We start from the raw sequence: 15,011 nt of genomic DNA, 5'->3' as shown, positions 1-15,011 counted from the left end.
CCTCGGTCATGCGGAACTGTCCGGATTCGTTGGGTGGTTGACGGACGCGGCGTCCAGGAACGCGGGGCGTTCGCCGCCCCCGTGCAGGTGCAGTGCAGCCCCGCTGATGTAGCGCGCGCTGTCGGAGGCGAGGAACACGCACGCGTCCCCGACGTCCGACGGGTCGGCGAGGCGGCCGAGCGGGACGGTGCGGGCGACCGCCGCTATGCCGTCCTCGTCGCCGTAGTGCAAGTGGGCGCTCTCGGTGCGGGCGAGGCCGAGCACGACGGTGTTCACCCGCACCTTCGGGGCCCATTCGACGGCCATCGTGCGCGCGAGATTCTCCAGGCCCGCCTTGGCCGCCCCATAGGCGCCGGTGCCGGGTGAGGGGCGGGATCCGCTCACGCTCCCGATCATGGTGATGCTGCCCCCACCGTCCTTCTGGCCTCGCATCACCTCGTACGCCGCCGAAGACGCGTACAGCGGGGCCAGCAGGTTGAGTTCGACGATCTTCGCCTGGCGGGCCGGTGCGGAGTCGGCGAGCAGTCCGAAGGGTGTGCCGCCCGCGTTGTTCACCAGGGCGTCGAGGCGGCCGTGATCGGCGGCCACTTCGGCGAAGAACGTGTGTGCCGCCTCCGCGTCACGCAGGTCGAGGGGCCGGAACTCGGCTGCGGCACCGGCCACTTCGACCGGGCGGTCCGGCGGTCTGCGGGCGCAGACGACGACCCGCGCACCGGCGGCGAGGAAGCTGCGGGCGATACCGGCGCCGACGCCTCGGGTGCCGCCGGTGACGACCACCACCTGTCGGGTGTCAGTCATCGCTGCTACCTTTCTAACTAACAAATGTTTGGTTGAAGGGCCTGGTTGAAAGGTAGCGGATCCTCTGATGTCTGTCTCCACCTCCACCCCGGACAAGGGCGTGGCCGTCGTCACCGTCGACTTCCCGCCCGTCAACGCCCTGCCCGTGCAGGGGTGGTTCGACCTGGCCGCCGCGGTGCGCGCGGCGGGCCGCGACTCCGAGACGCGCTGCGTCGTCCTCGCCGCAGAGGGCCGCGGTTTCAACGCGGGCGTGGACATCAAGGAGATGCAGCGCGACAGCGGCCACAGCGCCCTGATAGGCGCCAACCGCGGGTGCTACGAGGCGTTTTCGGCGGTGTATGAATGCGAGGTGCCGGTCGTGGCCGCGGTGCACGGCTTCTGTCTGGGCGGCGGTATCGGCCTGGTCGGCAACGCCGACGCGATCGTGGCGAGCGAGGACGCGACGTTCGGCCTGCCCGAGCTGGACCGGGGCGCGCTCGGCGCGGCGACGCATCTCGCCCGCCTGGTGCCGCAGCACCTGATGCGCGCCCTGTACTACACCTCGCGCACGGCCACCGCGGCGGAGCTGCACGCGCACGGCTCCGTGTGGCGGGTCGTGCCGCGCGAGGAACTGCGCGCTGCGGCCCTGGAGTTGGCGCGGGAGATCGCGCGGAAGGACGGGACGCTGCTGCGGTTCGCCAAGGCCGCGATCAACGGCATCGACCCCGTGGACGTGCACCGCAGCTACCGCTTCGAGCAGGGCTTCACCTTCGAGGCGAACTTGAGCGGCCTGGCAGACAGGATCCGCGAGGACTTCGGAGCGGGTTCTGGACCGAGTTCTGGAGGTTCTGGAACGGGCTCCGGGACAGGTCCCGGAAGGAAGAAGGAGGAGGGCAGGGCATGACGGACAAGACCATGACGCCCGACGCGGTCGTGGAGCGGCTGCGGAGCGGCATGACGCTCGGCATCGGCGGCTGGGGGTCGCGCCGCAAGCCCATGGCGCTGGTGCGGGCCCTCCTGCGGTCGGGGATCACGGACCTCACCGTCGTCTCGTACGGCGGCCCGGACATCGGTCTGCTCGCCGCGGCCGGAAAGATCCGCAAGCTGGTCACGGCGTTCACGACCCTCGACTCGATCCCCCTGGAGCCGCACTTCCGCGCGGCACGCGAGCGTGGCGGGTTCGAAATGGTGGAGCTGGACGAGGCGATGTTCATGCAGGGCCTCACCGCGGGGGCCCAGCGGCTGCCGTTCCTGCCGATCCGCGCGGGCCTCGGCTCGGACGTCCTACGGGTCAACCCCCAGCTGCGTACGGTCACTTCGCCGTACGAGGACGGGGAGGAGCTGGTCGCGGTGCCCGCCCTGCGGTTGGACGCGGCGCTGGTGCATCTGAACCGCGCCGACCGCCTGGGCAACGCCCAGTATCTGGGCCCTGATCCGTACTTCGACGACTTGTTCTGCGAGGCGGCCGACACGGCGTACGTGTCGTGCGAGCGGATCGTCGAGTCCAGCGAGCTGACCGAGCACGCGGCGCCGCAGACGATGCTGATCTCCCGGCATGCGGTGACGGGCGTGACCGAGACACCCAAGGGCGCGCACTTCACGTCGTGCGTGCCGGACTACGGCCGCGACGAACCCTTCCAGAAGGCGTACGTCGCCGCCGCGGGTGACCCGGACGCCTGGAAGGAATTCGAGGACCGCCTTCTCACCGGCTCCGAGCGGGACTATCAAGCGGCCGTCCAGACCTGGCACAAGGAGCAGCGATGACGCACACCGACCCGACCGCCGCGGCCGGCGTGGCCGGTGTGTCCGAGACGGCCGCCGTCACCCGCGCCGAGTACTGCGTGATCGCCTGTGCCGAGGCCTGGCGGGACGCCGGCGAGATCCTCGCGTCGCCGATGGGGACGGTCCCCTCGATCGCCGCCCGCCTGGCCAAGCTGACGTTCTCGCCGGACCTGCTGCTCACGGACGGGGAGGCGCTGCTGATCGGCGATGTGCCCGCCGTGGGGGCGGCGTCGGCGGTGACGGAGGGCTGGCTGCCGTACCGCAAACACCTGACGATGGTCATGGGCGGCAGGCGGCACGTGATGATGGGCGCGAGCCAGATCGACCGCTTCGGGAATCAGAACATCTCCTGCATCGGCGACTGGGAGCGGCCCAAGCGCCAGCTGCTCGGGGTACGCGGCGCCCCGGTCAACACCCTGAACAACCCGGTGAGTTACTGGATCCCTCGGCACTCGACGCGGGTCTTCGTCGAGAAGGTCGACATGATCAGCGGTGTCGGTTACGACAGCGCGGCGGCGGCAGGTCCTTCCGCGACCCGCTTCCACGATCTGCGCCGAGTCGTGTCGGACCTCGGCGTGTTCGACTTCGGGACGGCGGATCACGCGATGCGCCTCGTCTCCCTGCATCCGGGCGTGACGGTCGAGCAGGTGCGTGAGTCGACCGGCTTCATGCTCGCGACGCCCGACGACGTCCCGTACACCCGCGAGCCGACCGCGGAGGAACTGCGGCTGATCCGGGACGTGGTGGACCCGCGCGGTCTGCGCGAGCGCGAGGTGCGGTCGTGACGCCGGCCCCGGCGGGCATGGAGACGGCGCTGACGAAGCTGGTCGGTGTCCGGTATCCGATCGTGCAGACCGGCATGGGCTGGGTGGCGGGGCCTCGCCTGGTCTCCGCGACGGCGAACGCGGGCGCGCTCGGCATCCTGGCCTCCGCGACGATGACCGTCGACCAGCTGCGCTCCGCCGTCGGCGAGGTCAAGTCCCGTACGGACGAGCCCTTCGGGGTCAACCTCCGCGCCGACGCGGGTGACGCCCGGGACCGGGTGCGGGTCATCGTCGACGAGGGCGTGCGGGTCGCGTCCTTCGCGCTCGCCCCCTCGAAGGAGCTGATCGCGGAGCTGAAGGACGCCGGGGTGGTCGTCATCCCGTCCATCGGTGCGCGTCGGCATGCGGAGAAGGTCGCGGCGTGGGGTGCGGACGCGGTCGTCGTGCAGGGCGGTGAGGGCGGCGGTCACACGGGCGAGGTCGCGACGACCGTGCTGTTGCCGCAGGTCGTGGACGCGGTGGACATTCCGGTGATCGCGGCGGGCGGCTTCTTCGACGGCCGGGGGCTCGTCGCCGCGCTCGCCTATGGCGCGGCGGGGGTGGCGATGGGCACGCGCTTCCTGCTCACCTCGGACTCGACGGTGCCGGACGCGGTCAAGGCCCGCTATCTGGCGGCGTCGGTCAAGGACGTCACGGTGACCACACGGGTGGACGGCCTCCCCCATCGGATGCTGCGGACGGAGTTGGTCGCGTCGCTCGAGAAGTCAGGTCGGGCGGCATCCCTCGCACGGGCCGTGAGGCACGCGGCGGCGTTCCGGAAGATATCCGGCCTGGGGTGGGGCGAGATGGTCCGGGACGGCCTCGCGATGCGGCACGGCAAGGGAATGACATGGAGTCAGATCCTGCTCGCCGCGAACACACCGATGATGTTGAAGACAGCGATGGTGGACGGTTTACCGGAGGCGGGGGTCATGGCGTCCGGCCAAGTCGCGGGCATCATCGAGGACCTGCCGTCGTGCGAGGAACTGATCTCGGGGGTGATGAAGGAGGCGGCCGAGGTGGTGGGCCGACTGCGCCAGACCTGAGCAAGCCTCCGGCGGTCTTTTCCCGGTCCCGCCTCTTGGCGACGCCCAGAGCCGAGGACGGCGACTGGCCTCACGCTGCTCACGAGGAGCGCCAGCTACGCCGGAGCCTTGCGAGCCCTCGATCACCGGCCCCGCCCCTTCGCGACGCCCAGAGGACGCCGCAGTGCCGGAGCACGTCACCGCGGCCGACCCCACGCTGCTCGCCAGGGGCGCCACCCGCGCCGGGGCCTTGCAGGACGTCGGGCGCCGGCTTCGCCCAGTGCGTTCTCGGGCGCCTGACAGGCTGGCCTTCTCCTGCCCGGCGGTCCCGCTCAGACTCCCGCCACCTCCAGGGAAGCCCGTGCCCGGGCGGCCAGGCCGGTCGCTCCGCAGGATTCGGCCAGGGCGAGGCCTCGCGACAACTCGCTCGCGGAGCCCGCCGCGATCCCGTACTCGACCCGGGCGACCGCGTGTTCATAGGCGCACGGTGACGCCTCCAGGCAGGCGACGGCTCGGGCGTACAGCTCGACCGCCCGTTGGCCGCTCTCCAGGGACGCCGCACACCGCAGCGCCTCGCCGATCGCCGTCTCCGTACCGAAGAGCTCCGCCTGGACCCGTGCGTCCGCGACCAGTTCGGCGGCCCGCCGAGGGTCCTCCACGGCGAGCACCCGGGCGAGTTCGTACGCCCAGGGGTTGACGACCGTGTTGTAGCGGCCGCGTTCGTTCGATGCCTTCGCCGCCATCTCCAATTCGGCGACGCCCTCCCGCCGTTGCCCCATGGCGAGCAGCAGGCGGCCCCGCACGTAGTGGATGTCGGGCAGGAAGATCGTGGAGGGGTAGGGCGGCGCGATGCCGTACCGGTCGGCGATCTGCTGCGCCTCTTCGACCTTGCCGCGGGCGAGCAGCGTTTCGATGAGCTTGCAGGCGGCGTCCCAGTGCATCGGCAGCCCGCTGCCTACGCGGTCGGCCAGGCGCAGGCTCTCCCGCAGCGATGCCTCCGCATCGACGAGGCGTCCGCGCCTGCGGTGCACCAGACCGAGCCAGGCGTGGGCGAGGGCCAGATGGCCGCCGCTCCAGCCCGCCGTCTCATAGCCGCGGACCCCCTCGACGAAGAGGCTCTCGGCGCGGTCGAGCCGGTCGGTGAAGATGTAGGCGCCGCCCAGCATCAACTTGAGTTCGAAGCCCCACTCCGTGTCGGTCCAGCCGAGCCCGGGCGCGAGGCGGCCGTGGACGAGGCCGCGGTCGCAGAGCTCGACGATCTCCTCCGCGTTCTCCCCGCGGGTCATGGCGTCGAAGGCGCGCAGGGTCAGCAGCGCACGCTCGGAGTTGTCGCGTCCCGGCAGCGGTCCCGCGACCGCCGCGAGGCTGCGCGAACGGCCCGTCGCGTCATGCTCGCGCGCGTGGATGCCCTCCCACATGTAGTGGACCCCCTCAAGGCGCATCCGGTCGGGCCCGGGGTCAAGCCGCTCGGCCTCCGCGTCCACGACCCGCAGGGCCTCCTCCAACTGGTCGTTGTGCACCAGGGCCTGGGAGAGACGGCACACCGCGTCCACGCGCAGCTTGCGGTCGAGACCCGGAGTGTGGAGCGCCTCGCGCAGGTGGCCGATGGTCTTGACGGGCGAGGTGAGAAGCGTGGCGCAGCCCAGTTCATAGAGCACGCGCGCGTGCACCTCGGGCAACGGCGGTTCCCGCAGGGCGCGTTCGAGGCAGCGGCGGGCCGCGTCCGGCGCGCCGACCGCGAGATGCTCGGCCGCGGCTTCGCGCAACTGCTTGACCAGCTCGGGATCGTCGTCCGGATGAACCTCGAGGAGGTGCCGGGATGCGGCTGCCGCCCCACGGCCCGACAAGGTGACGGCCCAGGCGGCGATGCCGTGCATCGCGGTGCGGGTAGCCGTCGGGATCGAGCGGTAGACGGTGCTCGCGATCAGCGGATGGACGAATTCCATATCCTCTTCGCCGCCGCGCAGGATGCGCGCGTTGCGCAGCCGCTCCGCGCACCGCTCGGCCGTCTCACGGGGCTCGATCCGGGCGAGCGACGCGGCGAGGTCGAGCGAGATGCCGCTGCCGAGGATCGCTGCCGCCCACGCGAATCGCGTGGCCTCCGAGCCGAGTCCCTCGAGACGGGCGACGAGTCCATGGCCGCGCGCCGAGCGGTTCAGGGCGCGCAGTTCGGCGGCGGAGCTCTCCACCGGTTCGAGCTCGCTGTCCTGCACCTTGGCGAGCAGTTCCACGGATTCGTACGGATTGCCGCCGGTGACCGCCCACACCTCGCGGCAGAACGGGGCGTCCGCGTGCTCGCCGAGGGTGGCCCGGGTGAGGCCGGCCGCCGCGTCCGGGGTGAGCGCGCGCAGCGGCGGCGAGGGGCGGGCTGCCGCGCCGACCGCCGCGAGATGGCGCGCGCTGTCGCCGACGGCGTCGTCGGGCCGGTGGGCGACCACCACGAGGACGGGCAGTTCGTCGAGGCGCTGGGAGAACGCGGCCAGCCAGTGCAGGGTCTCCTGGTCGGCCCAGTGCGCGTCGTCGATGAGCAGGACCAGCGGCCAGTGCAGTCCCGAAAGGCGTGCGACCGCCTCGACCAGGCCGTCGCACACCCTGCGGGTCGGCCTGGAGGCCGGCCGGCTCGACTATGCCGAGCGCGGGGCCCGCGATCTCGTACCAGTCACCGAGATACTCCCGTGTCAGTTCCGGGGAGAGACCGACGAGAGCCGGCTGCAGCAACTGACGTACGACATTGAAGGGGACGGAGGTGACGGTCTCGCCGCCTCGCGCCGACCACACCGTGGCCCGCCCCTCCGCGATGCGGCGCACCTCGGCGAGCAGCGCCGTCTTGCCGATGCCCGCCTCACCCTGGAAGACGAGAAGCCCGCCCGCCGTCGTCGAGTCGGAGCACAGCTCGTCGACGGCCCGCTCGGCCGCGGCGAGTTCCACGTCGCGCTCCCACAGCGGGGCCCAGGAGGCACCTCCGGGCCGTCCCTGCGTCATCGCGCTACCTCCCGAGGTCGCTCAATCGACGTACAGACATCGAGACTAGCTGGGGAGAAGGCCTCGCGGTGCCGGGTCCGGACAGCAACTCCCGCAAGGGGTGAAGGTCGGCTCCGGAGCTGAACGCCGTCAGAGGCGCTCGATGATGGTCACGTTCGCCTGACCGCCGCCTTCACACATGGTCTGGAGGCCGAACCGGCCGCCGGTGCGCTCCAGTTCGTGCAGGAGCGTCGTCATCAGTTTGACGCCGGTCGCGCCGAGGGGGTGGCCGAGGGCTATCGCTCCGCCGTTCACGTTGACCTTCTCCGGGTCGGCGCCGGTCTCCTTCAGCCAGGCGAGGACGACCGGCGCGAAGGCTTCGTTGATCTCGGCGAGGTCGATGTCGCCGATGCTCATGCCGGTCTTCTTGAGGGCGTACGCGGTGGCGGGGATCGGCGCGGACAGCATCCGGATCGGGTCCTCCCCGCGCACGGAGAGGTGGTGGATGCGGGCGCGAGGTGTCAATCCGTGGGCCCGCACGGCCCGTTCACCGGCGATGAGCATGGCGGCGGCGCCGTCCGAGACCTGTGAGGAGCAGGCGGCGGTGATGGTGCCGTCGTCCAGGACGGGCTTGAGGCCCGCCATCTTTTCCAGGGTGGTGTCGCGGCGCGGGCCTTCGTCGGTGGTCACGTCTCCATAGGCGGTGAGCTCGCGGTCGAAGCGGCCCTCGTCGATGGCGCGCACGGCCCGCTGGTGCGAGCGGAGGGCGAACTCCTCCATGTCGAGGCGGGATATGCCCCACTTCTCGGCGATCAGCTGGGCGCCGTGGAACTGGTTGACGGGCCGGTCGCCATAGCGGGCGCGCCAGCCCTCGCTGCCCGCGTACGGACCCTCGGTGAGGCCGAGCGGTTCGGCGGCCTGCCGGGAGGCGAAGGCGATGGGGATCATCGACATGTTCTGTGTGCCGCCCGCGACGACGAGGTCCTGTGTGCCGGACAGGACGCCCTGCGCCGCGAAGTGCACGGCCTGCTGCGAGGATCCGCACTGCCGGTCGATCGTCACGCCGGGCACCTCTTCGGGCAGTCCTGCCGCGAGCCAGGAGGTGCGGGCGATGTCCCCGGCCTGCGGGCCGACCGTGTCCAGGCAGCCGAACACGACGTCCTCGACGGCGGCGGGGTCGATTCCGGTGCGCTCGACGAGTGCCTTCAGGACATGGGCTCCCAGGTCGGCGGGGTGGACGGCCGAGAGGCCGCCCTTGCGCCTGCCGACGGGGGTGCGGACCGCTTCGACGATGTAGGCCTCGGCCATGACTGCGTACTCCTCGTGCTCCTCGGTCGGTGCGGTCGCCGGGCGACGACGCGCTCTACGTGGTGCGTACGGCGATGCCGTCCAGGACCATCGAGAGGTACTGGCGGGCGATCTCCTCGGGGCTGTGGCCGCCGCCGGGGCGATACCAGGACGCGGCGACCCAGACGGTGTCGCGCACGAAGCGGTAGGCGAGCCGGATGTCCAGGTCGTCGCGGAAGACGTGCTCCGCCACTCCGCGCTCCAGCGTCGTCAGCCATGTCTTCTCGAAGCGCTGCTGCGAGTCGGCCAGGTACTGGAAGCGCGCCTGCGCGACCAGGTGCTTGGACTCCTTCTGGTAGATGGCGACGGCGGAGCGGTGCCGGTCGATCTCCCGGAAGGACTCGGTGACGAGTGCTTCGAGGGTCTCGCGGGGGCCGAGCCGCGACTGGAGCACGGTGTCGTACCCGTCCCACAGCTCGGTGAGGAAGGTGGAGAGGATCTCTTCGAGCATCGACTCCTTGGAGTCGAAGTGGTAGTAGAGGCTGCCGGCGAGCATGCCGGCGGCGTCCGCGATCTTGCGGACCGTGGTCGCGTTGTACCCCTGCTCGGCGAAGACGTCGGCCGCGATGGCGAGTAGTTCGCCGCGGCGCTCGGGCGAGGGACTCACCGCGGCCTTCTTGGCCGGAGCCTTCTTGGCGGGCGTCTTCTTGGTACCGCTACTCGTACCGGTGCTCGTGCTCGTACTGCTCTGCTTCTGTTTCGACACACGGTCATTCTCCGCCTAGGCGTGCTGATTGCTGACCGACACCGTCTCCCCCGTCATGTACGAGGAGTACTCACTGGCCAGGAAGACGATGACGTTGGCTATCTCCCACGGCTCGGCATGGCGCCCGAACGCCTCGCGCGCGGTGAGCTCTTCGAGCAGCTCCGGCGAGGTGACCTTCGCGAGGTGCGGGTGCATGGCGAGGCTCGGCGAGACCGCGTTGATCCGTATGCCGTGGGGCGCGGCTTCGACGGCGGCGCAGCGGGTGAGGGCCATGACGCCCGCCTTCGCCGCGGCATAGTGCGCCTGGCCTGCCTGGGCGCGCCAGCCGAGCACCGAGGCGTTGTTCACGATCACGCCGCCCCGGTCGGCGGCCCGCATGCGGCGCAGGGCGGCGCGGGTGGAGCGGAACGTGCCGTTCAGTGTCACGTCGATGACTCTGTCCCACTGCTCGTCGGTCATCTCGGTGAGCTCGGCGGTGCCGCCGAGTCCCGCGTTGTTCACGACGACGTCAAGGCCGCCGTGGCGCCTCTCGGCCAGGTCGTACAGAGCCTGCACCTGGGCTTCGTCCGTGACGTCGCACGGCGTCCCCTCGACCCGGTCGGCGCCGAACTCCCCGGCCAGTGCCTCCACCGTCTCCTTGGTGCGGCGCGCGTGGGCGTCGCCTATGACGATGCGGGCGCCCTCCTCCAGAAAGCGGCGGGCCGTGGCGCCGCCGATGCCCGCTCCGGCCGCGGCGGTGATGACGGCGGTGCGGCCCGCGAGCAGACCGTGCCCCGGCACGTACGTGGGCGCGTCCATGCTCGGCCCCCTTAGCTCTCGACTCGCTCTCGACGGCTGACTCGACTCAGGGTAATCTACCAAACACTTGTTAGGGAAGACCGGCAGACCGGAAGACCGCTGGAGAAGGACCGCAACCGAAGAGGTGGGCCACTGATGGACCTCGACTTCACCGCCGGGGAAGGGGAGTTCAGGCAGCGGGCACGTGACTGGCTCGCCGGGCATGTGCCCGCCGAGCCGCTGCCCTCGCTGGAGACGCGGGAGGGTTTCGCGGCCCACCGCGCCTGGGAGGGCGAGCTCGCGGCCGACCGCTGGTCGGTGGTCTCCTGGCCGGAGGAGTTCGGCGGGCAGGGCGTCGACATCGTCAAGTGGCTGATGTTCGAGGAGGAGTACTTCGCCGCGGGCGGCCCGGGGCGGGTCTCGCAGAACGGCATCAACCTCCTCGCGCCGACCCTCTTCGACTTCGGCACCGACGAGCAGCGCGCCCGGGTCCTGCCCCCGATGGCCCGCGGCGAGGTGATCTGGGCCCAGGCCTGGTCCGAGCCGGAGTCGGGCTCGGACCTGGCGTCGCTGCGCTCCACCGCACGCCGTACGGACGGCGGTTGGCTGATCAGCGGGCAGAAGACCTGGTCGTCGCGGGCCGCGTTCGCCGACCGCGCCTTCGGCCTGTTCCGCAGCGACCCCGCCGTCGACTCCGCCAAGCCTCACCGGGGCCTGACGTATCTGATGTTCCCGCTCGACGCGGACGGCGTGACCGTCCGCCCCATCGGACGCCTCGACGGCAAGCCCGCGTTCGCCGAGCTCTTCCTCGACGACGTCTTCGTACCGGACGAGGACGTGATCGGTGAGCCGGGCCAGGGCTGGCGGATCGCCATGTCGACGACGGGCAACGAACGCGGCCTGACGCTGCGCTCCCCCGGCCGCTTCGTCGCCACGGCCGACCGCCTGGTGCGGCAGTGGCGTGCGCACGGCGACCCCGCGGACACCTCGCTGCGTGACCGGGTCGCCGACGCGGTGATCGGGGCCCGCGCCTATCAGCTGTTCACCTGGGCCAACGCGTCGCGTTTCGCGGCGGGCGAGACGATCGGCGCGGAGTCGAGCCTGAACAAGGTCTTCTGGTCGGAGTACGACATCGCGTTGCACGAGACCGCTCTGGATCTCCTGGGCCCGGAGGGCGAGTTGGCCGACGTGGGAGGCGAAGGCCACGGCGAATGGGTCGAGGGGTACGTCTTCTCGCTCGCCGGGCCGATCTACGCGGGCACGAACGAGATCCAGCGCGACATCATCGCCGAGCGGCTGCTCGGACTGCCGAAGGGACGCCGCTGATGAGGTTCCTCCTCGACGACGAGCAGCGCGAGTTCGCGCGCTCGCTCGGCGCGATGCTGACGGCGGCGGACACCCCCGCGGCCGCGCGGGCGTGGGCCGCCGGGGACCACGCGCCGGGGCGTGCCGTGTGGGGACGTCTCGCGGACGCGGGGGTGTTCGCCCTTGCCGTCCCCGAGGAGTACGAGGGCGTGGGGCTGCTCCCGGTCGACATGGTGGTCGCCTTGGTGGAGCTGGGGCGGCACGCTGTGCCCGGGCCGGTGGTCGAGACGGTCGCGGCGGGCGCGCTGCTCGCCCGCCTCGCCGAGCTGGGCGAGGCGGCCCCGGCCAAACGGCTCCTGCCGTCCTTGGCCTCCGGGGAGGCCCTCGCGACGCTCGCGCTCCCCGAAGGGGGGCCGTTCGCGCTGGACGCGGACGCGGCGACGCTGCGGCTGACCGCCGCGGACGGCGAGCTGCGCCTGGCCTCCGGGCACGCGCGCGTGGAGCGGTCGTTGGACCCGGTGCGGCGCCTCGCCCGGCTCAGGCCCGGTGAAGTCCTCGCCTCGGGCCCGGCGGTGACGAATGCTTCCCGGTACGGGGCCGACTGGGCCTCGCTCGCGACGGCCGCGCAGGCCTTGGGGGTCGGGCTCGCACTGCTCGACAAGACGGTCGCGTACGTGAAGCAGCGCACCCAGTTCGGCACGGCGATCGGCGGCTTCCAGGCGGTCAAGCACCGGCTTGCGGACGTTCTGATCAGCCTTGAGTTCGCCCGGCCGCTGCTGTTCGGGGCGGCGTTGACCCTGTCGACGGCAGATGTGGCCGCTGCGAAGGTGGCGGCGGGCGAAGCCGCGTACGGCGCCGCGCGGGCGGCACTGCAACTGCACGGGGCCATCGGTTACACCGCGGAGTACGACCTGTCGCTGTGGCTGACGAAGGCGCGGGCGCTGCGCGGTGCGTGGGGCAGCCCCGGGGAGTGCCGGCGCCTGGTGCTGGCCGGGGGTCAGGGCAGTTGATCACCATCCACCGGTACATATGATCGGCAGCATGACACTGCGACTTGTGAACGTGAATTTCAAGGCTCGGGACGACGAGGCGCTCGGCCGGTTCTGGGCGGAGGCGCTCGGCTGGGGCATTTCCAGCGAGGGACCCGGTGTGACCAATGTCGAGCCAGAGGGCGTCGTCTGGCCGGATCCCTCCGCCATCTGCGTCGACCTCGTCACTGTTCCGGACCCCGAGACGGTGAAGTACCGCGTGCACCTCGATCTCGCCACGACTTCTGTGGCCCATCAGGCGGAGCTGGTCGCGCGCCTGAAGGAGCTCGGCGCGACGCCCGCCGACGTGGGCCAGGGCGACGTCCCGTGGACGGTCCTTGCCGACCCGGAGGGCAACGTCTTCTGCGTGCTGGAGCCCCGGGAGATCTACCGGGACACCGGGCCGGTCGCCGCGATCGTGGTCGACTGTGCCGACCCGCGGGCCATGGCCCGGTTCTGGGACGAGGCGATGGACTGGACCCTGCACGAGGTGACCGACGATCACGCGCGGATGCGTTCGTCCAAGGGTGTCGGCCCGTATTTGGAGTTCATCCGCACGTCCGGCACGACGACCGCGGTGAGCCGCGCCCATCTCGACGTGGCGCCGTACACCGGTGACGACAAAGCGGCGGAGGTGGCCCGGCTGCTGGCTCTGGGTGCCACCAACGCCGACCTCGGCCAGGGCGATGTGCCGTGGACGTGCCTTGCCGACCCGGAGGGCAACGACTTCTGCGTCCTGTCCCTGCGCTGACGCGGGGGCTTCACCTCCTGCGGGTCGTGCGAGGTTCCTCGACATGACTCGCCGAGTGTCAGGAGCGGACGGTTCCAAATGCCGTCGATTCGGGTGAGGTTCGCGCATCCGATTCGGGTGAGGTTCGTACGTCGCGCCCCCGGGCCCGGACCGGGCGATCCCATGCTGGACACGGGCAAGTCGCCCCGCCCTCCGTGTCGATGGCCTGAACTGGATCGTGCGTGCGAGTGCGCGCGCCCCTTTGTCGCTGCGATGATCAAACGCACTGGTGAGGAGAGCGAAAGGGGCAGCACGTGCGCGTAATCGGGCTGATGTCGGGGACTTCGTACGACGCCATCGACGCGGCGGCGGCCGACCTGACGATCGACGGCGACCGCCTGCTGCTCTCCCCGCTGGGCCTGATCACCCGCGGGTACGACGAGGAGCTGCGGACGGCGCTCGCCGCCGCGCTGCCGCCCGCCGCCACCACGCTCGCCGAGGTCTGCCGCCTCGACACCCGCATCGGCCAGGCCTTCGCCGCGGCGGCGGCCGAGGCGGACCGCGAACTGTGCGACCGGCGCGCCGAGTTGGTCGCGTCGCACGGGCAGACGGTCTACCACTGGGTGGAGGACGGCCAGGTGCACGGCACCCTGCAGATCGGACAGCCCGCGTGGATCGCCGAGGCGACGGGCCTTCCTGTGGTCGCCGACTTCCGCCCCCGTGACATCGCCGCGGGCGGCCAGGGCGCGCCCCTGGTCAGCATCGTCGACCGGATGTGGCTGCGCGGCAGGCCCGGCTCCCCCGCCGCGCTGAACCTCGGCGGCATCGCCAACATCACCGCCCCGGACGGCACCGCGTTCGACACGGGCCCCGCGAACGCGCTCATCGACGCCGCCGTGCGCGAGTTGACGCGTGAGCGGCTCACGTACGACGTCGACGGCGGGATGGCAGCGCGCGGCAGGGTCGACGAAGGCCTGCTCGCGGTCCTGCTCGGCGAGCCGTACTACGCGCGCCCCGCCCCGAAGACCACCGGCAAGGAGCTCTTCCATCTGCCCTACCTACGGGCTGCTCTCACCGGGCACGAGTCGTACGAGTCCCTCGCCCCGGAGGACGTCGTCGCCACGCTCACCCGCCTGACCGCCCGCACGGTCGCCGACGCCGTCAGGGCGGTGGGCGCCTCCGAGGTCATCGCCTCCGGCGGCGGCACGCGCAATCCGACGCTGATGGCGTTTCTGCGGGCCGAGTTGGGTGCCGAGTCGTCGGGGGCCAAGATCCCGGTGTGCACGTCCGACGAGCTAGGCCTACCGTCCGCCGCAAAGGAGGCGTACGCCTTCGCGATCCTCGGCTTCCTGACGGCACACGGGCTGCCGGGAACGGTGCCGGAGAGCACGGGGGCCCGGCACGCGAGCGTGCTGGGGTCGATCACTCCGGGGCGAGCCGGGGTGCGGGTGCCAGCGCCTGAGGGCGGCGGGCCGGTGCGGTTGGTGGTGGACGGCCACAGGTGGTGAACTCCGTGCCCCCTCGGGCGAGTGCAGCGGCCCAGCTGTGACCTGACGGCGCGCGAGCGCACCCGGGGCGGCCCCGGAGAGCACAGGCGCCCGGCACGCGAGCACGCTCGGGTCGATCACTCCGGGAAGGGCCGGGGTACGGGTGCCCGTGCCTCAAGCGGTGAATTCCCCCCCCTCGGGCGAGTGCAGCGGAAGAACAGTGTCCTGACGGCGCACGAGCGCCCCGGGCCAGCCCCGAAGAGCACAGGCACCCGGCACGCGG

Annotated in this window: 12 protein-coding genes and 1 pseudogene; 8 read left to right on the top strand and 5 right to left on the bottom strand. The window is 71.6% G+C overall.

Features of this window, described 5'->3' with window-relative positions; translation table 11 throughout:
- Nucleotides 1-6 precede the first annotated feature (6 nt).
- Nucleotides 7-798, bottom strand: a complete 792-nt coding sequence (locus ACWGI2_RS03940; protein WP_453693645.1) for an SDR family oxidoreductase — start codon at nt 796-798, stop codon at nt 7-9.
- Between the two features lie 67 nt (nt 799-865).
- On the opposite strand from ACWGI2_RS03940, the gene ACWGI2_RS03935 reads away from it, so the two are divergent.
- From ACWGI2_RS03935 to ACWGI2_RS03920, 4 genes are read left to right on the top strand one after another with little or no spacing between them, the layout of a single operon-like run.
- Entirely contained in the window at nt 866-1,681 is an 816-nt protein-coding gene (locus ACWGI2_RS03935; RefSeq protein ID WP_453693643.1) for an enoyl-CoA hydratase family protein, read from the top strand.
- Nucleotides 1,678-2,541 carry a CoA transferase subunit A gene (locus ACWGI2_RS03930; RefSeq protein ID WP_453693641.1) on the top strand — a complete coding sequence of 288 codons (864 nt, stop codon included), beginning with the start codon at nt 1,678-1,680 and terminating at the stop codon, nt 2,539-2,541. The genes ACWGI2_RS03935 and ACWGI2_RS03930 overlap by 4 nt, the downstream gene beginning before the upstream one ends.
- On the top strand, nt 2,538-3,344 hold the full coding sequence (locus ACWGI2_RS03925; RefSeq protein ID WP_453693639.1) for a CoA-transferase subunit beta: 807 nt from the start codon (nt 2,538-2,540) through the stop codon (nt 3,342-3,344). Before ACWGI2_RS03930 ends, ACWGI2_RS03925 begins: the two co-directional genes overlap by 4 nt.
- Nucleotides 3,345-3,361: 17 nt before the next feature.
- Nucleotides 3,362-4,408, top strand: a complete 1,047-nt coding sequence (locus tag ACWGI2_RS03920; protein ID WP_453694650.1) for an NAD(P)H-dependent flavin oxidoreductase — start codon at nt 3,362-3,364, stop codon at nt 4,406-4,408.
- A 311-nt stretch (nt 4,409-4,719) separates the two neighbouring features.
- On the opposite strand, the pseudogene ACWGI2_RS03915 reads toward ACWGI2_RS03920, so the two are convergent.
- The 4 genes and pseudogenes from ACWGI2_RS03915 to ACWGI2_RS03900 form a co-directional block, all read right to left on the bottom strand.
- Nucleotides 4,720-7,369, bottom strand: a pseudogene (locus ACWGI2_RS03915) (ATP-binding protein).
- A gap of 129 nt (nt 7,370-7,498) precedes the next feature.
- Nucleotides 7,499-8,656: an acetyl-CoA C-acetyltransferase gene (locus ACWGI2_RS03910; RefSeq protein ID WP_453693637.1), complete on the bottom strand. Its 1,158-nt coding sequence runs from the start codon at nt 8,654-8,656 to the stop codon at nt 7,499-7,501.
- 55 nt (nt 8,657-8,711) lie between these two features.
- A complete protein-coding gene (locus ACWGI2_RS03905) occupies nt 8,712-9,302 on the bottom strand; it encodes a TetR/AcrR family transcriptional regulator (RefSeq protein WP_453394921.1) in 591 nt (196 codons plus the stop codon).
- Between the two features lie 114 nt (nt 9,303-9,416).
- Nucleotides 9,417-10,199, bottom strand: coding sequence for an SDR family oxidoreductase (locus tag ACWGI2_RS03900; protein WP_453394532.1), 783 nt, complete (start codon nt 10,197-10,199; stop codon nt 9,417-9,419).
- Between the two features lie 135 nt (nt 10,200-10,334).
- Between ACWGI2_RS03900 and ACWGI2_RS03895 the strand changes: the two genes are divergently transcribed.
- The 4 genes from ACWGI2_RS03895 to ACWGI2_RS03880 all read left to right on the top strand — a co-directional run bounded on the left by ACWGI2_RS03895 (nt 10,335) and on the right by ACWGI2_RS03880 (nt 14,749).
- Nucleotides 10,335-11,504 carry an acyl-CoA dehydrogenase family protein gene (locus tag ACWGI2_RS03895; RefSeq protein WP_453693635.1) on the top strand — a complete coding sequence of 390 codons (1,170 nt, stop codon included), beginning with the start codon at nt 10,335-10,337 and terminating at the stop codon, nt 11,502-11,504.
- Nucleotides 11,504-12,493 carry an acyl-CoA dehydrogenase family protein gene (locus ACWGI2_RS03890; protein ID WP_453693633.1) on the top strand — a complete coding sequence of 330 codons (990 nt, stop codon included), beginning with the start codon at nt 11,504-11,506 and terminating at the stop codon, nt 12,491-12,493. Before ACWGI2_RS03895 ends, ACWGI2_RS03890 begins: the two co-directional genes overlap by 1 nt.
- Before the next feature lie 31 nt (nt 12,494-12,524).
- Complete coding sequence (locus ACWGI2_RS03885; protein WP_453693631.1) at nt 12,525-13,262, top strand: VOC family protein; 738 nt, start codon at nt 12,525-12,527, stop codon at nt 13,260-13,262.
- Between the two features lie 293 nt (nt 13,263-13,555).
- Nucleotides 13,556-14,749, top strand: a complete 1,194-nt coding sequence (locus ACWGI2_RS03880; protein ID WP_453693629.1) for an anhydro-N-acetylmuramic acid kinase — start codon at nt 13,556-13,558, stop codon at nt 14,747-14,749.
- The last annotated feature ends 262 nt before the right edge of the window (nt 14,750-15,011 follow it).

It is taken from the genome of Streptomyces sp. NPDC054866 (assembly GCF_053610745.1).
The sequence above is the reverse complement of the archived record's forward strand: the minus strand, read 5'-3'. Positions and strand labels throughout refer to the sequence as shown.